We start from the raw sequence: 18,315 nt of genomic DNA, 5'->3' as shown, positions 1-18,315 counted from the left end.
AGCCACCGCATCGCCGCGATCAGCGCTTGACGAACTTGAGGGTCATGCGGTCGCTCTCACCGATCGCCTTGTACTTGGCAGCGTCGGCTGCGTCGTGGCTATTGCTCGGCGGCAGGGTCCACACGCCACCCGGGTAATCCTTGGTGTCGCGCGGGTTGGCATTGAGCTCGCTCTTGCCGGCCAGGGTGAAGCCGGCCGCCTCGGCCATGGCGATCACCTGCGCCTGGCCCACGTAGCCGCTCTTGTCATCGGCCGGCACATCGGTCTTGGCACGGTGCTCGACCACCCCGAGCACGCCGCCGGGCTTGAGCACCTTGTAGAAGCTCTTGAACATCGACTCGGCCTGGCCTGCCATGCGCCAGTTGTGCACGTTGCGGAAGGTCAGCACCAGGTCTGCAGAATTGTCCGCGCCGAAGCTGGGCGCGGTCGGGTTGTACGCCACCAGGGTGGGCTTGCCGTAGATGTCCGGCTTAGCGGTGAACTTCTTTTCCAAGCCGTCGCGTGCACGCTGCGCGTAGTCGCGGCTGCGCCCTTCCGGCACCGCGGCCGGGTCGACCACCGCCCCCACGTACTTGCCCTTCTCGCGCAGGTACGGCGCCAGGATTTCCGAATACCAGCCACCACCGGGGGTGATCTCGATAACGGTCTGGGTGGGCTTGATGCCGAAGAAGGCCAGCGTCTGGCCCGGGTGGCGGTACACGTCGCGCTGCACGTACACGCGGTCGCGCCACGTGCCATCAATAGCAGCCTGCAACGCCGCGTCGGGAGCGGGAAGCGTGGCGGTGTCCGCCGGCTTCATCGCCATCACCAACGGCGCGCTCATCGCCAATGTCACACCTACCACGCATGCACAGGCCAGTTTGTTGCGGATCATCGCAGCGCCCTCCTCCGGGAAAAGTAGCGCGAGCCTAGCATGCAGGCTGCACCGCACCACGCACGCCTGGCGCGGCGTGTTCAATTTCCGTGAGCGCGGCAGCGCGGTGTGCGGAACGCTGAATCCACACCGATGTCACACGCAACAGCACCGGGCATGACTATCCTGTGGCCAGTTCGAAACAGGAGCCCTGTGATGCCCCACTCCCGTGCGCTTGGCCGCTCCGGCCTGCAAGTCCAGCCGATCGTGTTCGGTGGCAACGTGTTTGGCTGGAGCGCCGACGAGGCCACCTCGTTCGCGTTGCTCGACGCCTTCGTCGATGCCGGCTTCAACATGATCGATACTGCCGACGCGTACTCCGGTTGGGTGCCCGGCAATCGCGGTGGCGAATCGGAAACCATCATCGGCCGCTGGCTGGCCCGCAGCGGCAAACGCGACAAGGTGCTGATCGCCACCAAGGTCGCCAAGTGGAGCGAACATCCGGGCCTGTCGCCGGACAACATCGCAGCGGCGGTGGACGATTCGCTGTCGCGCCTGCAGACCGATGTGATCGATCTGTACCAGGCACACGAAGACGACCAATCGATTCCGCTGGAAGCCACGCTGGCCGCATTCGGCCGGCTGATCGAACAGGGCAAGGTGCGTGCGATCGGCGCCTCCAACTACACGGCAGCGCGCCTGCGCGATGCGCTGGATGTGTCGGCGCAATACAACCTGCCGCGCTATGAAAGCCTGCAGCCCGAATACAACCTCTACGACCGCGCCGGCTTCGAAGAGGAGTTGGAGCCGCTGGTGCAGGAACGCGGCCTGGGCGTGATCAGTTACTACTCGCTGGCCAGCGGTTTTCTCAGCGGCAAATACCGCAGCGCCGATGACGCCGGCAAGAGCAGCGCGCGTGGTGCCTCGGTGGTCAAGCAATATGTCAATCCGCGTGGCTTGCGCATCCTGCAGGCGCTGGATGATCTGGCCGCCACCCACACCGCCACGCCTGCACAGGTTGCGCTGGCGTGGTTGATTGCGCGCCCCAGTGTCACCGCGCCGATCGTCAGCGCCACCAGCGTGACCCAGTTGCAGGACGTGCTGGCGGCCGGGCAGATCACGCTCAGCGATGCGCAGATCGCGCAGCTCGACGAGGCCAGCGCAGCGGAACCGGCCGGCGCCTGATCCGCATCAGCCACTGCGCCACCGCGCTCGCCATTCACTCACCTCGCGCAGCCGCACCGCGGCTGTGCCCCCACGACCGCGCCTTGCGCGGTCCCTTCCGCGAGGAACTCGCATGACATCGCTGACCAACCGCCGCATCGTGCTGGCCTCACGCCCGCACGGCGAACCCGGCACCGACAACTTCCGCATCGAAGACGCCCCGGTGCCGCCAACCGGGCACAACCAGATCCTGGTCCGCAATCGCTTTTTGTCACTGGACCCGTACATGCGCGGTCGCATGGACGAAGGCCCCTCGTACGCCGCGCCGGTCGCCATCGATGCGGTCATGGAAGGCGGCACCGTGGGCGAGGTGCTGGAATCGAACCATCCCGATTACCACCCAGGCGAGCTGCTGGTGCTGGGCGGCGGTTGGCAGACCCACACCGTGCTGGAGCCCACCGCGCCGCTGCGCAAGCTGCCCAAGGACGATGCGCTGCCGTTGAGCACCGCGCTCGGTGTGTACGGCATGCCGGGCTTCACCGCTTACGCCGGCCTGCACGAGATCGGCAAGCCGCAAGCCGGCGAAACCCTGGTGGTGGCGGCGGCCAGCGGGCCGGTCGGTGCCACCGTGGCCCAGCTGGCGCGCCTGCAAGGGCTGCGTGTGGTAGCCATCGCCGGTGGCGAAGAAAAAGTCCGCTACCTGCGCGACACGCTGCGTGTCGACGTGGCACTGGATCACCGCGCCGAGGATTTTGCTACGCAACTACGCGCCGCCACGCCGGACGGCATCGACGTCTATTTCGAAAACGTCGGCGGCAAGGTGTTCGATGCAGTGGTGCCGCAGCTCAACGATTTCGCGCGCATCCCGGTGTGCGGCGTGGTGGCCACCTACAACAGCCGCGGCCAGGTCGCGCCCGGGCCGGATCGGCTGCCTGATTTCATCGGCCAGGTGTTGCGCAAGCGCCTGACCGTGCGCGGCTTCATCCAGCACGATTTCATCCGCCTGATGCCGGCGTTTTTACGCGAAATGGGCCAGTGGCTGCGCGAGGACAAGATCCAGTACCGCGAGCACGTGCTGCACGGCCTGGACAGCGCACCACAAGGGCTGATCAGCCTGCTGCGCGGCGAAAACTTCGGCAAGGCCGTGGTCGCACTCGACTGAGTCGCGCTCCATACCTGCATCCGTATCACTGCCTCACTTACCACCTCCCAACACGCAAGGAACCTCATGACTGTCCCCGCATTTGGCCTCGGTACGTTTCGCCTCAAGGACCAGGTTGTCATCGACTCGGTGCGCAACGCGCTGGCGCTGGGGTATAGCGCCATCGATACCGCACAGATCTACGACAACGAAGCGCAGGTTGGCCAGGCCATTGCCGATGCCGGCATCCCGCGCGAGCAGCTGTTTGTGACCACCAAGATCTGGGGGGACCGGTTCAGCCGCGACACGCTGCAGCCCAGCCTGCAGGAAAGCCTGCGCAAGCTCGGCACCGATTATGTCGACCTCACCCTGATCCACTGGCCCTCGCCCAAGGACCAGGTGCCGATGCGCGAGTATCTGGAGGCGCTGGCCGATGCCAAGGCGCAGGGGCTGACCCGCGCGATCGGCGTCTCCAACTTCACCATTGCGCTCACGCGCCAGGCAATCGAGATCCTCGGCGCCGATGCGATCGCCACCAACCAGATCGAAGTGCATCCGTACCTGCAGAACCGCACGCTGATCGCGTTCCTGCGCGAGCACGGCATCCATGTCACCTCGTACATGACCCTGGCCGTGGGCGAAGTGCTCAAGGATCCGGTGATCCAGGCGATCGCCAAGCGCCACGACGCCACGCCGGCGCAGGTCACGCTGGCCTGGGCGCTGCAGCAGGGCTATTCGGTGATTCCGTCCTCGACCAAGCGGGCGAATCTGGAAAGCAACCTCAAGGCGCAGAGCCTGCACCTGAGTGAGCAGGACATGGCCGAGATCGCCGCGCTGGACCGTGGCGAACGCCTGGCCAACCCGAAAGCGATTGCGCCCGACTGGGACTGAGCCTGACTGCGACACACGCGATGGTTTGCATCCGTACCGGCACGCCGCCGGTGCGGATGGCGCGGCACTGCTGCACCGCTCGTCGCCATGCGCTGGCTGCGCGGCCAAGCCGCTGCTAGGGTGCAAAAACAGGGGGGTAGTCTCGACCACGAAGTCCTACCCATGCACACCGCATCTGTTTCGACCCAGCGCGTCGTCAATGTCGACGCCGAGATTTCCTACTGGCGCGGCATCCACGCCGAGGGTCATCTGGGCGGTTACGACTTCGCCGATTACGCACGCGTGCTCACGCTCGGCTACGACATCTACCTGGCCTACCCGCGCGCCACCGAGGCGCAGCTGTATCGGGTCCTTCAGGACGGCTACTACCGTTATCAGCCCACGTTATCGGTGCCCTGGGATCAGGCGCGCTGGATCGTGCGGCAGGCATGGCGGCATATGGAAGACGCCGCGGTGCGTCACTAGGCGCGCATTGCGCGCTTCACTCACTTCAAGCGCGTCGCGTTTGGACGTTGCAGGGTGCGCTAGTGCGCAGGCTGCGCACTGCGTTGTGCTCTAGCGACTTGCGCGTGCGTTTGACGCGCACGAACTTGCTTAATTGCCTGGAATACAGCTGTCGGCGCAGCGCGCCGACCGTTACTGCTGCGAATCAATTCAACTGGCTGATCGCCATTGCCTGGCGATCGATGCGGTGCTTTTCGGCCAGCGCCTGCATGCCTTGCAGCGTGGAGGCGATCAGGCTGGCGTAGCGCAGCCGCCACAGGTTGGCGCGGTCAGCGTCGTCCTGGGTGCTGCCCAGGCCATCGAGCACCTGCGGCAGGCGCCGGTCGGCCAGTGCCGACGGCGCCAGGTAGGGCTTTGCGGGTGCGATCACATCCACCGGGGCGCGCCAGTCGTTGGCCACGTGCCGTGCAATGCCGGCCAGATGCGAGAGCTGGTGCATGCCGATCAGCGTCTCATGCAGCATTTCGCGGCAGGCCCATTGCCACAGCGCCACCTTCTCCGATGGGTCCTGGGCGATCTCGGTCAGTGCCAGGTCAACCTTTTCGATGCGTGAGTCGAGCATTGCGGGGCTCCGATGCTGCTGTGCAACATAATTCACACCATACGCCGTGAGAATCCAGTGATCCAGTCGTCTGCGCGATGTCATGACGCAGATGCTCGGCCCGGTTCACGCTTTGGGCAGCTGACAAACATGGCGGACGTTATCGGTGCAGGCGGCACGGAGGACGGGGATCCCATGAAGGTCCAGGCGCCGGCCGCGCCCGCCTTGCGGCTGCCCGCTCGCCTTGATCGTTGGTCTCACGCCCACCGTTGGCCGGACCTCCTGTCGGCACCCTGACTTTCTGGCCATGGCGCGGCGGCGCACACTGCCCGATGCTGCAATCCCCGACCCGGAAACGCATCCGATGCGTCCCAGCGTTTTCCTGCTCCCGCTGCTGTGGCTGGTGGCCTGCGCCGCGCAGGCAGACACGCCCACGCCGCAGCTATCGGCCCAGCAGTGCGGCATTAGAGCAGCTATCAAAACTGCTGCGCAGCCGCCAGGCGGGCGCGGCCGGTGCTCGGAATCGGCATGTACCCACGTACACTCCGGTTCCTCCGCGCCGTCCGCACCCACCTGACGACTGCTCGCTACGTTTTGTTAGCCGCTCTTAGTCGGCCAGGTGGTGCTGCAACGCGTCGCCGGCCTGACGGATCGCGGTACGGACGGCCGGCACATCGCTGAGTGCGTTGAGCAAGCCGTAGTCGTGAATCAAGCCGTTGTAGCGGGTCACGGTGACCTCCACGCCGGCCTGGTCGAGTTTGCGGCCGTAGGCTTCGCCTTCGTCGCGCAAGACATCCAGTTCGGCGGTCTGGATCAAGGTCGGCGGCAAGCCCTTGAGTTGCTCCACGCTGGCCTGCAATGGCGAGGCGTAGATCTCGCGGCGCTGCGCCGGGTCGGTGGTGTAGCTGTCCCAGAACCAGCGCATCATGTTGCGGCTGAGGAAATAACCCTGCTGAAACTGCTGGTAAGAGCCGTTATCGAACGCGGCATCGGTTACCGGCCATAGCAGCACTTCATAGCGGATGGCCGGGGTGCCCGCCGCCTTGGCCTGCAGGGCGACCGAGGCCGCCATGTTGCCGCCGACGCTGTTGCCCACCAGCGCCAACCGCGTGCCGTCCACGCCGATCTCGGCACCGTGCGCAGCCACCCATTTGGTCGCGGCATAGGCCTGGTGGATCGCCACCGGATAGCGCGCCTCCGGCGAAGGGCTGTAGTCCACATACACCGCCGCCGCACCCGAGGCCCGCGCCAGGTCGCGAATCAGCCGCTCATGGGTCGGGAAATCGCCCAGCACCCAACCGCCGCCGTGGAAAAACATGAACACCGGCTACGTCTTGCCGGCACTGCCCGGCGGCTTGACCACCACCAGCCCGAGCGGCTTGCCGTCGACGGTGATCGTCTTGCGGGTCACCTCGGCGGCCGGCAGGGTTGCGCCAGCCTGCGCGTCCACCAGCACCTTGCGGGCCTGCTGCGGGGTGAGTTGCTCCATCGGCTTGCCGCCGGCGGAGTTGAGGACGTCCAGGAAGGCCTGGACTTTCGGGGAGGCGGCCGGTGCGGCAGGACCGGTCGGCGCGGCAAGCGCGCCGCCGATTGCCGACGCCAACGTGCCCAACAGCAGCAACGATGCGTAGCGTTTCGTGGGGGATATCCGGGAAAGGATCAGGCCAGCGTCAGGGTGACGTCGATGTTGCCGCGGGTGGCATTGGAGTACGGGCACACCTGGTGGGCCTTGTCGACCAGCGCCTGCAGCTCGGCCGGCTCCATGCCCGGCACGGCGATCTTCAGTTCCACTGCGATACCGAAACCGCCCGGAATCTGGCCGATACCGACGCTGCCGTCGATGCTGATCTCGCCCGGCAACTTGAGCTTGTCCTGCGCGGCCACAGCCTTCATCGCGCCGATGAAGCAGGCCGAATAACCGGCTGCGAACAGCTGCTCCGGGTTGGTGCCATCGCCGCCGGCGCCGCCGAGCTCACGCGGGGTGGAGAGCTTGACGTCCAGGGCGCTGTCGGACGACACGGCGCGGCCTTCGCGGCCACCGGTGGCAGTGGCGTGGGCGGTGTAGAGGACTTTTTCGGGTGAGGCCATGGTGGTTCTCCTGAGTGAGCGCGGATTGCGCATTGAATAGCGAGTTATTAAATCGTGCACTACATATTTGGCAGAACAATGAATGACGTGGCTCGGTTAGGCGGCGCCCAGGCTGTTACGCAGCTTTTCCAGTTCCTGCTTGAGCTGACGCAGTTCCTCCAGCGAACAGGCCGACGCGCAGAACACCTGTTCCGGCACCGCACCCGCCTTGCTGCGCAGCGCGCGGCCGGCATCGGCAAGCCCGATGATCACCTGGCGCTCGTCGTGCGCGGCCCGGGTCCGGGTCAGCAGACCGGCGCTTTCCAGCCGCTTGAGCAGCGGGGTCAGCGTGGCCGAATCCAGATACAGCCGCTCGCCGATCTCCGAGACGCTGAGGCCATCGTTCTCCCACAACACCAGCATCACCAGGTACTGCGGATAGGTCAGGTCCAGATCCTTCAGCAGCCCGCGGTAAAGCTTGTGCATCGCCAGGTTGGCCGAATACAGCGCGAAGCAGAGCTGGTTGTCCAGCTGCAGCAGGGCGTTGGTGCGATCGGTGGTGGGCGTTGCGGTGTCCATGGGCTGCAATTTACATAGCGTGCGATTTAATTGCAAGCGATTCTTATGAATGAAGGATTGGGCTCGTGGCAGCTACCGGGGGCGTGGCTGGAAGCGAACTGGACCTGTGTCTGTGTTCGGGAAAACTCGGGGCAGTGGATCGGTACACAGCACCCACCTGCCCTCCGTTATCCAGTTGCAGTGCGTCTGCGCACCTGCGTCTTTCGCAGGATGCCGGTGCGGTTGGACGTCACCGCATTCGCCGAGCAGCGCTCGCCCGCCCGAGTGCCCGGGCTTGGCTGGGCTCAGGTGAACTGGATGAAGAAATAGCCAGCCGTATCGCCTTGGCGCAGTACCTTCGCGCGCTGTTCTGCAAACAGGTAACCCGTCCCGTCGGCGAACAGGCCATCGTAGGCGGGGTCCTGCTGACGCAGGTCCGACTCGACGAACTGGGAAAGGAAGTAATGACGCGGATGCGCATGGATGGGGTCCTGCAGCCAGCACGGGCGGCCCAGCTGCTTGCTCATGCCCGCACCGTTGTCGGCGTCTTCGGCCTCTTCCTCAGCCTCGCGTTCGTCGAAGGGCTGCAGTCCCACAAAATGCCGCGGGAGCATCACCGTGTCGCGCACCAGTTCGCGCGCGGCACGTCGGTGCAACACCACCTTGCTGTGGCCAGCGTCGATCTTTTCGAGCTCGCTCTGCTGGTGGATGGTGAACGTGCGCAGCGCTGTCCGGTTGTATGCGTTGCCTTCGCGGCCCAGTGCCGCGAAGACCGTCACAGCCATGTCGTCGGCCAACCAGACGCTAGGCAGGAACAGATCGGTCAGCATGACAATCGGCGTCATGGGCCGGCCGGTCGACGGATCGCTGGGCCACAACGCCGCATCGCTCAACCACGCACCACCGCCAAACTGGCCCAACCCGCAGTCGTCTTCGCTGACGCGGATCGTGTGGCGACCCGGCGCAGGGCGCGTCTGCGCACTCATGCGCGATGCGCGGTTGCCAGATATTCGGCGCTCTGCATTTCGATCAGGCGCGAGGCGGTGCGCTCGAATGCGCCGGCCAGGCGCTGGCCGCTGTACAACGCCGGCGGTGCGTCCTGCGCGGTGCAGACCAGATTGACGTGGCGGTCGTACAACTCGTCGATCAGGTTGACGAAGCGGCGGGCGGCGTCTTCGTTCATGCGGTCGAAATGCGGGATGCCACCCAACAGCACGGTGGTGAATTCGCGCGCGATCTCGATGTAGTCGGCCGGCCCGCGCGGGCCTTCGCACAACGCGGCAAAATCGAACCAGGCGATGCTCTTGCCACGCGCACGCACGGCGATCTTGCGCGCTTCGATCTCGATGTTGCCGCTGCGCGCCTCGGCATTGCCGCTCAGCTCCGCCCAGCGCTGCGCCAGCCAGCCATCGGCCTGTGCATCCAGCGGCGCGCGGTACACCGGCGACCGCGTCAGCGCGCGCATGCGGTAGTCCTCGGTGCCCTCGGCGTAAAGCTCCACACAGAACTTCTGCAGCAAGCCGATCGCCGGCAGAAAACTGTCGCGCTGCAAGCCGTTGGCGTACAGGTTTTCCGGTGCGGTATTGGAGGTGGTTACCAAGGTCACGCCTTCGGCGAACAGGCGCTCGAGCAGGCGCGCCAGCAGCATCGCATCGCCAATGTCGGTGACGAAGAATTCGTCCAGCACCAGCACGCGCAGGTTTTCGCGCCATTCCTGGGCAATCTTGGCCAGCGGGTCGCTCTGCCCGGCATGCTCGCGCAGGCGCTCATGCACGCCGCGCATGAAGCGATGGAAGTGGGTGCGGTACTTCTGCTTGATCGGCAGGCCGTCGTAGAACAGGTCGACCAAGAAGGTCTTGCCGCGCCCCACACCACCCCAGAAATACAGCCCGCGCACCGGCTCGGGTTTTTTCCAGAACGCCGACAGCCGATCCAGCCAGCCGTCCTGCGCGCTGTCCACCAGTGCTTCGTGGATCCGGTCCAGCTCGGCCAGGGCCGCCTGCTGCGCAGGATCGGCGCGCCAGTCGCCGCGTTGTACGCCGGCGGCGTAGCGCTGCGACGGGGTCATCTCACTCATCGTGTTTCTCCGCGGGCCGGCCGTGGCCGGCGCCGTTCAACGGCGCATCGTCTGGCAATGCGCCTGCAAGCTGTCGCACTCAGGGCGTGGCCGGTAGCCAGCGCCGCACACCGTGCTGAAGCGCACCGCGCAGGTCGATCAATTTGCGGTGGAAGAAGTGGCTGGTGTCGGGCATGCGTACCAGCGTGGGCTGCTGTTCCAGCGTCTCCAGCCAGTCATAGACCGCCTGCGGGTCGACGATCTCGTCGGCATCGCCCTGGATCACCAGCCAGTGCGCCGGCGGCTGCACGTCGCTGAAATCCCAACGCCCGGCCGGCGGCGCGATCGAAATCAGCACCTGCGGTTCGAGCGCGGCGGCTGCACGCAGCGAGACATACGCGCCGAAGCTGAAACCGGCCAGCCACAGCGTGTCGGTCGGGCGTTGTGCACGCACCCACTCGGCAACGGCGCGCAGATCGTCCTGCTCGCCATCGCCGTGATCGAAGCTGCCGGCCGAGGTGCCGACGCTGCGGAAATTGAAGCGCACCACGGTGATGCCAAGCTCGCGCAGCGCGCGCGTGGCCATGGTCACGACCTTGTTGTGCATGCTGCCGCCCTCGGTGGAGAGCGGGTGACAGACGATGGCGGTGACCGGCTGCGCGGTGACGTCCGGCTCGGCCAGGTCGACTGCCACATCGAGCGGACCGACCGGCCCGTCGAGCACCAACGTCGAGGATTCGGTGGGGAATGGGGGATTGGACATACCGTCATAATAGCCGCCCCGCCGGCCGCGTTCATCGCCCTGCCTGCACAGATCGTTGTGTTGCCCATGCATTTTTTGTTGTTTGCCGTTGTCTGCAGCGTGCTGGTGTCGGTGCTGCTGAAGCTTGCGCCACGCTACCGGATAGACGTGTTTCAGGCCATCACCTGGAACTACGCCACCGCCAGCGTGTTGGCCGTTGCCATCCTCAAACCGTCCTTTGCCAGCCTCACCGCCGCGCACACGCCGTGGCTGGCATTGCTGGGCCTGGCGGTCGCATTGCCGGGCATTTTTCTGGTGCTGGCACGCTCGGTGCGTGTGGCCGGCATCGTGCGCACTGACGTGGCGCAGCGGCTGTCGCTGCTGTTGTCGCTGGCGGCGGCGTTTACCGTGTTCGGCGAACGCGCCGGTGGCTGGAAGCTGGCCGGACTGGGCGTGGGCCTGTTGGCGATCGTCGCCATCGTGCAGCGGCCGCGGACAGGCGCTGCTGTGGTGGGCGGCAGCGTTGATGCACCCGCGGCGCGCACCTGGCCGTGGTTGCTCGGTGTCTGGGCGGGATTTGCGGTGATCGACATCCTGCTCAAATCGCTGGCACTGTCGGGCACGCCGTCGCTGACGGCATTGACGGTGTGCTTTGCGCTGGCGTTCGTGTTGCTGCTGTGCGTGCAATGCGTGCGCCTGCGCCGCGGCAATCGCCTGCAGCTGCGCAATCTCGCCGCGGGCGTACTGCTGGGCGTACTCAACTTCGGCAACATCCTGTTTTACGTGCGCGCGCACCAGACGCTGCCGCACAGCCCGGCGACCGTCTTCGCCAGCATGAATATCGGCGTGGTGGCATTGGGCGCACTGGTGGGCAAACTGACGTTTGGCGAGCGCCTCGGCCGGCGCGGGTGGATAGGCCTACTGCTGGCGGTTCCGGCTATTGCGGCGATCGCCTGGGGGATACATCTGGACTGACGAAGGCCTTCGGTCGGCGCGACTCTGGTTCGCAACTCGCCTCAAGGACAAGGCATCGCTGGTTACGATGCGTTCAAATGTCCGAGGGAGTGTGTGATGCGCCTGAGTCAGTTATTTAGTAGCCCTCGCGTCGCGCCGGAACCACACGGCGCCAACTCGACCGATACCACGCCGTCGATTGCAGACGCGTCACCGCAGCACCCGCTTTCTCAAGCCCCCAAGTCCGCAGTAGCGCAGGGCACACCGAAATCCCATCGGGGCATGCTCGCCTCAGCGCGTAAATCGCTGGCGTCGTTACACAAGCAGCTGCCTTTGATGTGCATGGGCTCCGCGACGCTTAAAGCAGTCGAGAACCCACCCCCGCGCACGCAGCAGATGCACGGGCGGCAGACCCGCGTCGACGAACGTCGGCAGCCGCCCATGCCGCATAAAACAGAGCGTGAGCGTATGCAACGACAGGAACCGCAGCAGGCGCAGCCCACGGTGCAGCTTGTGGCGATTCCGCCCAAGCCACCACGTGCGCAACAACTGCACGGGCAGCAACGTCCCCTGGATCGGAGAATGCAACCGCCTGTTCCCCAAAAAATGCGCCGTGACGAGACGCAGCTGCCGCAGTCCGGCACGCTGGCACCGGAGCTGCCGACCACGCCCAAGCTCTCGCGATCGTCAATGGCCTCTCCGCGCCCCCAGCTCAGACGCCCCGCCTCCTTGCGCAGCCTGGATCGGGAACTGGCAGGGATAACCCAGCGGTGCAGCGACATTCAGAAGCAGTTGTTTATGGAAGATCGGGAGGCAACTCCAGAGGAGCAACAATTGCTTGAGACGCGTGCGGCCCTGATCACTCAGCGCAATGAGCTCCGCGATAGTCGGCTCGATGCACTGCTGGTATCGCTTGCACCGATGGAAGACATCCGTGCACCACGCACCACGACTAGCGGCCACGCTACGGTCCAGATGGACGTCATGCAGCACAATCGACGCGAAGTACTCAAGGCTCGGCGCAAATCCTTGGACAGAAACGCCCTTGCCAAAAACTACGCGCGCGCGGAACGACACCTGGAGTCACTGAACAAGGGTGACGCCCCCGGTGACCAAATACGGCGCCTGCAACGCATGATGCAGGGTTACCGAAACATGCTCGCGTTGGAACAGATCGTCAGAAGCACCGACGACCAGCTGGAAAGGCTGGGAGCGCCACGCCTGATGGCCGGCATCCCGACCACAGCCGAGGAACGCCGACAGACGGTCGAAAAAGAAAGAGATGCCCATCAAGAGGCAATCGACAACGGCTACTACTGAACATCCGGACCAGCATTGCCTGCACATGCGCGCTGACCGGGAGCCATCTGTGAAGCACGAGACACGCCGCTACGTGGCGGCGTAACCGCACACACACAGAGGGGGGATGCAAACCCGCAGCTGCTTGCATTCAGACGATGAACGAGAGATGCCGACAGCGTGATCCACTCCCATCATCAGCGCTCCCAATGCGGGAACGGGTCGTCCAGCAACTGCCAGTGTGCCGGGCCCTGGCGCAGTTCCTGGTCGCTCAACAGGCAGGCATCGAGTGCGGCACGCGTGCGCGGGGCATCCATCTCCACACCGATGACCGCCAGTTCCTGGCGGCGATCGCCCCACAGCGGGTGCCACAGCCGCTGCATCGCAGCGTATTCGCTGGCATCGCCCACTTCGTGCAGCTGCGGCAGCGGTGCGCTCCAGCACGTGGTCTGTTGACGTTGCCAGCCGATGTCGGTGTACGGCAGCGGCGTGATCGGGATCTGCGGTGCCTCACCGATGATCTGTGCATCAACACGATGCCGCGCGGCGAACCAGAAACCCGCAGCCGTGGTCTGGGTCGCGCCGCCGACGCTGGACAATTCGCCCACCCAGTCCATGCGGCTGGCCAGCCAGAAGAAGCCCTTGCTGCGGATCACCTGCGGCAGGCCGTCCTGCACCATGCGTGCAAAGCGCTGCGGGTGGAACGGCCGGCGCGCACGATAGACGAAACTGGTGATGCCATATTCCTCGGTCTCCGGCGTGTGCTGGCCGCGCAACTCCTGCATCCAGCCCGGCGCCAGCTGCGCGCGGGTGAAGTCGAAGCGCCGGGTGTCCAGCAGCTGCCGCAGCGGCACCTCGCCATGCGCGGCATCGACGATCGCCGCATCGCGATTGAGCGCACGCAACACGGCATGCAGGCGGTGCAGACGCGGCGTGTCGATCTGGTCGCACTTGCTGATCACCAGCACGTCGGCGAACTCCACCTGGTCGCCGAGCAGTTGCACCAGCCCGCGCGTATCGTCCGGGCCGGCTTGCTGGCCGAGTTCGGACAGCGTGGCCGCAGAGCCGAAATCCTCGAGAAAACGGCTGCCGTCCACCACCGTCACCATGGTGTCGAGCCGGGCGATATCCGACAGGCTGAAACCGTCGGCATCGCGCACCGCAAAGGTGGCCGCCACCGGCATCGGCTCGGCGATGCCGGTGGATTCGATCAACAGATAGTCGTAGCGGCGCTCGCTGGCCAGGCGCTTCACTTCCTGCAGCAGGTCGTCGCGCAACGTGCAGCAGATGCAGCCATTGCTGAACTCCACCAGCGTCTCGTCGGTGCGCCGCAGCGCCGCCCCACCCTCGCGTAGCAGCTGCGCATCGATGTTGATCTCGCTCATGTCGTTGACGATCACCGCCACCCGCAGCCCCTCGCGGTTGTGCAGGATGCGGTTGAGCAAGGTGGTCTTGCCGGCGCCCAGGAAGCCGGACAACACGGTGACGGGCAGGCGCGAATCGCGGGGGGCGAGGACAGGCATGGCGAACTCTCGTGACTAGAAATGTTACTGTATAACACTTCGCCATTCCGGAGAACGATCGATGCGCGCCACTGCGTCTGCGCTGGACACCTCGGCCATTGCCCTGTCCAGCCTGTGCCTGCTGCACTGCCTGGCCCTGCCGCTGCTGGCGGCGGCGCTGCCGCTGTTGGGGCGCTGGGAGCAAGCCGAATGGGTGCATGTGGTCTTCGCCACCGCCGCGGTGCCGCTCAGTGGCTACGCGCTCTGGAGCAGCCATCGCCGCCACCGGTTGCCGGCACCGGTCTGGGGGCTGGCGGTGTTCGGACTGGCCGGGCTGGTGCTGGGCGCCAGCGGGCTATTGACCGCCGCGCTGGAAACGCCGGTCACGGTTGCCGGCAGCCTGCTGCTGGCCGGCGCCCATCTGGTCAACCTGCGCTTGCGCCGTCATGTGCATTGCGCCCGCTAAGCGCGGCACGCCCTGGGCGATCGGCTCGCCGCGGCTCGGCAAGGCCGGGCCGGCGATACCCCGTTCCCCTTTCGCACACGCAGGTCCACTGGGCAAGCCTGCACGCGTGCTGGCCGCGGCGCACCTCGGGCTGGCCTAACCCAGCCGTCGGGTGATCGGCGAGCGTTTGCGATCACCAGCGCGCGCTGCTGCCACGCGTGGAAGTGCGCTCAGAGCGCAAATCCCAAGAGCACCGGATCGTGGTCGGAGCTGCGCCACGGGCCTGGCAGGTTGCGCTTGGCATAGCCGGCATCGTCCATCGCGTCGGCGTTGATATGCCATTCCGCCGCGCCACGCAGCTGCTTGGCCATCGCCGGGCTCAGCAGAGCGTGGTCCAAGCGGCCGCTCATGCCGTCGTAGACGTAGCTGTAGGGCTGCTTCACGCCGACCACGGCAAAGGCGTCCTGCCAGCCGCTGGCGCGCAGGCTGCGCATGGGGGTTTCCATCGCATAGGCGTTGAAGTCGCCCAGCAACACGGCCAGTTTGGTCTGCGCGCCGGTGGGGTCGCTCTGCAGCCACTGGTGCAGGCGCTTGGCCGACTCGGTGCGGGTGGCATTCCAGCAGGCCTGGCCGTCGTGCTGATCGGCATCGGCGCCACTGGCGGTGCCGCAGCCCTTGGACTTGAAGTGGTTGGCTACCACCACGAAGGTCGCGCCGCGGCTGCTGCGGAACGCTTGCGCCAATGGCACGCGGCTATGGCTGTCGAACGGCCCGCCGGTCAGCGTGGCCGGTTTGCCGACCGGGGTGACCTGAGTGCTGCGGTACACGATGCCGACGCGGATCGCGTCATCGCCCGGGCCGCTGCCGCTGTCCACGAAGCGCCAATCCTTGTCCTTGCCGGCGGCGTTGAGCGCAGCCACCAGCTGCGCCACGGCGGTGTCGCCGTCGTTGCCATCGTTTTCCAGCTCCATCAGTGCGGCCACATCGGCCTGCAGCGGCACGATGGTGGCTACCAGCTTGGCCAGCTGCGCCTGGAACTGTTCGTGCGTGCGCGCCCCGCGCTTGGTCGGGAAGCCGCCGCCGCGCCCGTTGCCGTTGAAGAAGTTCTCCAGGTTGAACGAGGCGATGCGCAGATCGCCGCCCACCTGCGGTGCCACCGGCGCAGGCAGTGCGGGCAGCGTCAGCGGCGCCAGCACCTGGATGCGGTACTGGCCGTCGTAGCGCTGATCGACAATGCCATCGACCTGCCTGAGCAGGCTGCCCACACGTAAGTTCGCCTCGGCCGGCAGGTAGGACACGGCCTTCGGTGTGCGGCCGTTGCGCGCGTCGTCCAGCAACACCCGGCGGCGCGCGTTGTCGGCTTCGGTCTGCGCGAAGGCGGGCGTGCCGGCCGCGGCCACTTCGCTGGGCTGCCACAACCGGCCACCGAAGGCGGCGATCAGCTCGCCGTTGCTGGCCAGGCGGTCGCTGCCATTGAGCGTGACCGCGGCCAGGCGCACGTGTTCGCCTTCCAGTGCTTCCCAGTTGGCCGGCGGCCCGCTGAGCATGCGCACCGGCACCGGCTGGTTGCTGGCCAGCACCTCGAGCGTGGTGGCCTGCAGCGTGGTCAGGCTGGCGTCGCCGCCAGCACCGACCTCGCGCACCGTGCCCACGATCCGCACGCGGTCGCCCACCGCCACCTGCGCATCGCCGGCGCCGGTCACGAACACCCCGTGCGAGCGCCGCGGCTCGGTGCCGGGCTGTTGCACGAACAGGCCTGCCAGACCCACGCGCGTATCGGCGGTGACGATGCCTTCCACCTCGACCAGGCGGCCGTCGAACGGGCTGCGGGTGTCCTCGCCCTGCACGTCGGCAATAGTCAGGCGCTGCGGCGCGCCTTCGGCGGCGCGGCACAACACGGGCGCCAACAGGCCGATCAGGCCCAGCACGACAAACGGACAATGCAGCATCGAGACACTCCACACGTTCAAGGGAAGACAAACACAAACGCCGCCAGGACGGCGGCGCAGGCAGGACAACTGCAGTCGCAAGATGACCCAGTGGGCCAGCCATCGCGGCGTACGCATACCGCCGCAGCGAATGTTACGCACCCGCTGTCGTTAGCCCAAGCATGCTCAGCGCGATGACACGTGGCGCTTTGGCGCGGAAAGCCCCTATTTCAGGTTGGACAGCATCCAGTCCACGGTGGCGCGCACTTGTTCTTCGGTGAGCGCGGGGTTGCCGCCCTTGGCCGGCATGATGCCGCCATCCGGGCCGGTATAACCCTCGATCGCGTGCTTGTAGAGCGTGTCCTTGCCCTGCGCAATGCGCGCGTCCCAATGCGAGTGGTCCAGCGTCGGCGCCTTGCCCACGCCGGTGGTGTGGCAGGCGGTGCACAGGTTGTCGAAGATGGTCTTGCCGTCGGTGCTGCCACCGTAGGCGGATTGCGACGAGGCCTTGGCCAGTGCCGCAGCCTGGGCGGCGGCCTGCGCTGCGGCGCCGGTGGTGCCTGCATAGACCGCGCCGGCCGGCGCAATGCGTTGCTGCAGGCGCTTGGCGGCTGTGGGCGACACTTCATCGGGGACCGCACGTTGCAGATAGGCCGCCAGGGCGATCAAGCCCAGAGTGATCACTACCAGCAAGCCAATCACCATCGAGAATTTTTTCAGGAACTCGAGGTCGTAATTCCGCACGCGCTCACCCCTGGCTGTTGGTCGAAGACCTCTGCTAGCGCCGGAGTATAGAGCACAGTTTGCGCCGCTCTGCGCGCCCGGCGTCGCGCTCTGTGCAACACCCCTTGCAATGACTGGGCACGCGTTGCATCCAAGGTTGCGACACGCTCGCGGCCGCTCGAAAAATGCCGCAGCGCCGCATGTGCATTGGTCTCAGTTGCGGGAATTGCGTATCATTCCCATCCACTGATGGCGCGTTTAGCGCGCTCACTCCCGCGTTTGACGAGGTGTCCGATGAAATCCTTCCTGCTGTCCTGCCTGGCCGTGGCCAGCCTCAGCCTGTCCTCCGCACAGGCCCACGAGATCTGGATCGAGCGTGATGGCAGCGGCCCGGTCCGCATCTATTTCGGTGAGCCCGCGCAGGAAACCCTCGACCACGGCCAGGACGAAATCAAGCGCGTGGTCAAGCCGACCGTGTTCGGCGCCGCCGGCAAGGCCGGTGCCCTGCAGCGCGGCAGCGAGTACCTGACCGCGCCACTGTCCGGCGCCGGCGATGCCTGGCTGAAGGACGATGCGGTGTTCGAGCCGTGGAAGGGCGAAGGCGAGACCTTCGAGACGGTGAGCTACTACGCGCGCGCCGGCCGCAGCAGCACCAGCGCCAAGCTCGACTTCGAGCTGGTGCCCACCACCGCCAACGGCAAGACGTTCACGGTGATGTATCGCAACAAGCCGCTGCCCAAGGCCGAGGTCACCCTGATCGACCCGCAGAAGTGGCAGAAGACGCTGACCTCCGATGCACAGGGCCAGGTGACGCTGCCGACGCTGCGTGCAGGCCGCCAGATCATGGTGGTGACCAACAAGGAGCCGGTGAAGCGTGAGATCGCCGGCAAGCCGGTGTCGGTGGTGCACCACATCACCACGCTGACCTTCCTGGCCGAGTAATCCGG

General features: G+C 66.1%; 20 protein-coding genes and 1 other RNA gene. 9 read left to right on the top strand and 12 right to left on the bottom strand.

Annotation, left to right across the window (positions count from 1 at the left end; translation table 11 throughout):
• Positions 1 to 19: 19 nt before the first annotated feature.
• Positions 20 to 874 (bottom strand): class I SAM-dependent methyltransferase, encoded by an 855-nt coding sequence (locus tag ACD584_RS01905; protein WP_042597825.1) that lies wholly within the window; start codon positions 872 to 874, stop codon positions 20 to 22.
• A gap of 195 nt (positions 875 to 1,069) precedes the next feature.
• Here ACD584_RS01905 and ACD584_RS01900 point away from each other — a divergent pair, with 195 nt between their 5' ends.
• From ACD584_RS01900 to ACD584_RS01885, 4 genes are all read left to right on the top strand, one after another.
• Complete coding sequence (locus tag ACD584_RS01900) at positions 1,070 to 2,038, top strand: aldo/keto reductase (protein ID WP_076037444.1); 969 nt, start codon at positions 1,070 to 1,072, stop codon at positions 2,036 to 2,038.
• A gap of 112 nt (positions 2,039 to 2,150) precedes the next feature.
• Positions 2,151 to 3,179 (top strand): NADP-dependent oxidoreductase, encoded by a 1,029-nt coding sequence (locus ACD584_RS01895; protein WP_076037445.1) that lies wholly within the window; start codon positions 2,151 to 2,153, stop codon positions 3,177 to 3,179.
• Between the two features lie 66 nt (positions 3,180 to 3,245).
• The gene (dkgB, locus tag ACD584_RS01890) at positions 3,246 to 4,049 is read left to right on the top strand and encodes a 2,5-didehydrogluconate reductase DkgB (protein WP_076037446.1); all 804 of its coding nucleotides are present in this window, start codon (positions 3,246 to 3,248) and stop codon (positions 4,047 to 4,049) included.
• A 162-nt stretch (positions 4,050 to 4,211) separates the two neighbouring features.
• Positions 4,212 to 4,514, top strand: coding sequence for a hypothetical protein (locus ACD584_RS01885; RefSeq protein WP_011035523.1), 303 nt, complete (start codon positions 4,212 to 4,214; stop codon positions 4,512 to 4,514).
• 184 nt (positions 4,515 to 4,698) lie between these two features.
• Here ACD584_RS01885 and ACD584_RS01880 read toward each other — a convergent pair whose 3' ends face one another.
• Positions 4,699 to 5,115 (bottom strand): hypothetical protein, encoded by a 417-nt coding sequence (locus ACD584_RS01880; RefSeq protein ID WP_042597834.1) that lies wholly within the window; start codon positions 5,113 to 5,115, stop codon positions 4,699 to 4,701.
• A gap of 507 nt (positions 5,116 to 5,622) precedes the next feature.
• Between ACD584_RS01880 and ACD584_RS01875 the strand changes: the two genes are divergently transcribed.
• Positions 5,623 to 5,697, top strand: a non-coding RNA gene (locus ACD584_RS01875) — sX9 sRNA.
• Positions 5,698 to 5,701: 4 nt separating this feature from the next.
• On the opposite strand, the gene ACD584_RS01870 is transcribed toward ACD584_RS01875, so the two are convergent.
• The 7 genes from ACD584_RS01870 to ACD584_RS01840 all read right to left on the bottom strand — a co-directional run bounded on the left by ACD584_RS01870 (position 5,702) and on the right by ACD584_RS01840 (position 10,538).
• Positions 5,702 to 6,412, bottom strand: coding sequence for an alpha/beta hydrolase (locus tag ACD584_RS01870; protein ID WP_076037448.1), 711 nt, complete (start codon positions 6,410 to 6,412; stop codon positions 5,702 to 5,704).
• A 9-nt stretch (positions 6,413 to 6,421) separates the two neighbouring features.
• On the bottom strand, positions 6,422 to 6,715 hold the full coding sequence (locus ACD584_RS01865; RefSeq protein WP_228438004.1) for a lipase: 294 nt from the start codon (positions 6,713 to 6,715) through the stop codon (positions 6,422 to 6,424).
• Between the two features lie 38 nt (positions 6,716 to 6,753).
• Positions 6,754 to 7,182 (bottom strand): organic hydroperoxide resistance protein, encoded by a 429-nt coding sequence (locus ACD584_RS01860; RefSeq protein WP_011035519.1) that lies wholly within the window; start codon positions 7,180 to 7,182, stop codon positions 6,754 to 6,756.
• Positions 7,183 to 7,278: 96 nt separating this feature from the next.
• The gene (locus tag ACD584_RS01855; RefSeq protein ID WP_076037449.1) at positions 7,279 to 7,740 is read right to left on the bottom strand and encodes a MarR family winged helix-turn-helix transcriptional regulator; all 462 of its coding nucleotides are present in this window, start codon (positions 7,738 to 7,740) and stop codon (positions 7,279 to 7,281) included.
• Positions 7,741 to 8,024: 284 nt separating this feature from the next.
• Positions 8,025 to 8,612, bottom strand: a complete 588-nt coding sequence (locus ACD584_RS01850; RefSeq protein ID WP_228438005.1) for a hypothetical protein — start codon at positions 8,610 to 8,612, stop codon at positions 8,025 to 8,027.
• An 89-nt stretch (positions 8,613 to 8,701) separates the two neighbouring features.
• A complete protein-coding gene (gene zapE, locus ACD584_RS01845) occupies positions 8,702 to 9,796 on the bottom strand; it encodes a cell division protein ZapE (RefSeq protein WP_014509389.1) in 1,095 nt (364 codons plus the stop codon).
• Positions 9,797 to 9,875: 79 nt separating this feature from the next.
• The gene (locus ACD584_RS01840) at positions 9,876 to 10,538 is read right to left on the bottom strand and encodes an alpha/beta hydrolase (RefSeq protein ID WP_076037950.1); all 663 of its coding nucleotides are present in this window, start codon (positions 10,536 to 10,538) and stop codon (positions 9,876 to 9,878) included.
• Positions 10,539 to 10,604: 66 nt separating this feature from the next.
• Here ACD584_RS01840 and ACD584_RS01835 point away from each other — a divergent pair, with 66 nt between their 5' ends.
• On the top strand, positions 10,605 to 11,492 hold the full coding sequence (locus ACD584_RS01835) for a hypothetical protein (protein ID WP_076037451.1): 888 nt from the start codon (positions 10,605 to 10,607) through the stop codon (positions 11,490 to 11,492).
• A 96-nt stretch (positions 11,493 to 11,588) separates the two neighbouring features.
• Complete coding sequence (gene xopR / locus ACD584_RS01830) at positions 11,589 to 12,791, top strand: type III secretion system effector protein XopR (RefSeq protein WP_076037452.1); 1,203 nt, start codon at positions 11,589 to 11,591, stop codon at positions 12,789 to 12,791.
• Between the two features lie 176 nt (positions 12,792 to 12,967).
• On the opposite strand, the gene ACD584_RS01825 is transcribed toward xopR, so the two are convergent.
• Positions 12,968 to 14,293: a GTP-binding protein gene (locus ACD584_RS01825; RefSeq protein ID WP_076037453.1), complete on the bottom strand. Its 1,326-nt coding sequence runs from the start codon at positions 14,291 to 14,293 to the stop codon at positions 12,968 to 12,970.
• 61 nt (positions 14,294 to 14,354) lie between these two features.
• Between ACD584_RS01825 and ACD584_RS01820 the strand changes: the two genes are divergently transcribed.
• Positions 14,355 to 14,738, top strand: a complete 384-nt coding sequence (locus ACD584_RS01820; protein WP_050911963.1) for a MerC domain-containing protein — start codon at positions 14,355 to 14,357, stop codon at positions 14,736 to 14,738.
• Positions 14,739 to 14,947: 209 nt separating this feature from the next.
• Here ACD584_RS01820 and ACD584_RS01815 read toward each other — a convergent pair whose 3' ends face one another.
• Both ACD584_RS01815 and ACD584_RS01810 read right to left on the bottom strand, forming a co-directional pair.
• Positions 14,948 to 16,666, bottom strand: a complete 1,719-nt coding sequence (locus tag ACD584_RS01815) for an ExeM/NucH family extracellular endonuclease (protein ID WP_076037454.1) — start codon at positions 16,664 to 16,666, stop codon at positions 14,948 to 14,950.
• Positions 16,667 to 16,870: 204 nt separating this feature from the next.
• Complete coding sequence (locus ACD584_RS01810) at positions 16,871 to 17,389, bottom strand: cytochrome c5 family protein (RefSeq protein WP_011035509.1); 519 nt, start codon at positions 17,387 to 17,389, stop codon at positions 16,871 to 16,873.
• Positions 17,390 to 17,662: 273 nt separating this feature from the next.
• Between ACD584_RS01810 and ACD584_RS01805 the strand changes: the two genes are divergently transcribed.
• Entirely contained in the window at positions 17,663 to 18,310 is a 648-nt protein-coding gene (locus ACD584_RS01805) for a DUF4198 domain-containing protein (RefSeq protein WP_076037455.1), read from the top strand.
• Positions 18,311 to 18,315 lie beyond the last annotated feature (5 nt).

This window comes from Xanthomonas sp. NCPPB 2922, assembly GCF_041520885.1.
Classification (GTDB): domain Bacteria; phylum Pseudomonadota; class Gammaproteobacteria; order Xanthomonadales; family Xanthomonadaceae; genus Xanthomonas; species Xanthomonas campestris.
The sequence above is the reverse complement of the archived record's forward strand: the minus strand, read 5'-3'. Positions and strand labels throughout refer to the sequence as shown.

Excerpts from the sequence above, each read along its gene's own strand:
- dkgB (WP_076037446.1), top strand. The coding sequence starts at position 3,246 with ATGACTGTCCCCGCATTTGGCCTCGGTACGTTTCGCCTCAAGGACCAG.
- ACD584_RS01900 (WP_076037444.1), top strand. The coding sequence starts at position 1,070 with ATGCCCCACTCCCGTGCGCTTGGCCGCTCCGGCCTGCAAGTCCAGCCG.
- ACD584_RS01880 (WP_042597834.1), bottom strand. The coding sequence starts at position 5,115 with ATGCTCGACTCACGCATCGAAAAGGTTGACCTGGCACTGACCGAGATC.
- ACD584_RS01815 (WP_076037454.1), bottom strand. The coding sequence starts at position 16,666 with ATGCTGCATTGTCCGTTTGTCGTGCTGGGCCTGATCGGCCTGTTGGCG.
- ACD584_RS01825 (WP_076037453.1), bottom strand. The coding sequence starts at position 14,293 with ATGCCTGTCCTCGCCCCCCGCGATTCGCGCCTGCCCGTCACCGTGTTG.
- ACD584_RS01860 (WP_011035519.1), bottom strand. The coding sequence starts at position 7,182 with ATGGCCTCACCCGAAAAAGTCCTCTACACCGCCCACGCCACTGCCACC.
- ACD584_RS01895 (WP_076037445.1), top strand. The coding sequence starts at position 2,151 with ATGACATCGCTGACCAACCGCCGCATCGTGCTGGCCTCACGCCCGCAC.
- xopR (WP_076037452.1), top strand. The coding sequence starts at position 11,589 with ATGCGCCTGAGTCAGTTATTTAGTAGCCCTCGCGTCGCGCCGGAACCA.
- zapE (WP_014509389.1), bottom strand. The coding sequence starts at position 9,796 with ATGAGTGAGATGACCCCGTCGCAGCGCTACGCCGCCGGCGTACAACGC.
- ACD584_RS01905 (WP_042597825.1), bottom strand. The coding sequence starts at position 874 with ATGATCCGCAACAAACTGGCCTGTGCATGCGTGGTAGGTGTGACATTG.
- ACD584_RS01835 (WP_076037451.1), top strand. The coding sequence starts at position 10,605 with ATGCATTTTTTGTTGTTTGCCGTTGTCTGCAGCGTGCTGGTGTCGGTG.
- ACD584_RS01885 (WP_011035523.1), top strand. The coding sequence starts at position 4,212 with ATGCACACCGCATCTGTTTCGACCCAGCGCGTCGTCAATGTCGACGCC.
- ACD584_RS01855 (WP_076037449.1), bottom strand. The coding sequence starts at position 7,740 with ATGGACACCGCAACGCCCACCACCGATCGCACCAACGCCCTGCTGCAG.
- ACD584_RS01805 (WP_076037455.1), top strand. The coding sequence starts at position 17,663 with ATGAAATCCTTCCTGCTGTCCTGCCTGGCCGTGGCCAGCCTCAGCCTG.
- ACD584_RS01840 (WP_076037950.1), bottom strand. The coding sequence starts at position 10,538 with ATGTCCAATCCCCCATTCCCCACCGAATCCTCGACGTTGGTGCTCGAC.
- ACD584_RS01870 (WP_076037448.1), bottom strand. The coding sequence starts at position 6,412 with ATGTTTTTCCACGGCGGCGGTTGGGTGCTGGGCGATTTCCCGACCCAT.
- ACD584_RS01820 (WP_050911963.1), top strand. The coding sequence starts at position 14,355 with ATGCGCGCCACTGCGTCTGCGCTGGACACCTCGGCCATTGCCCTGTCC.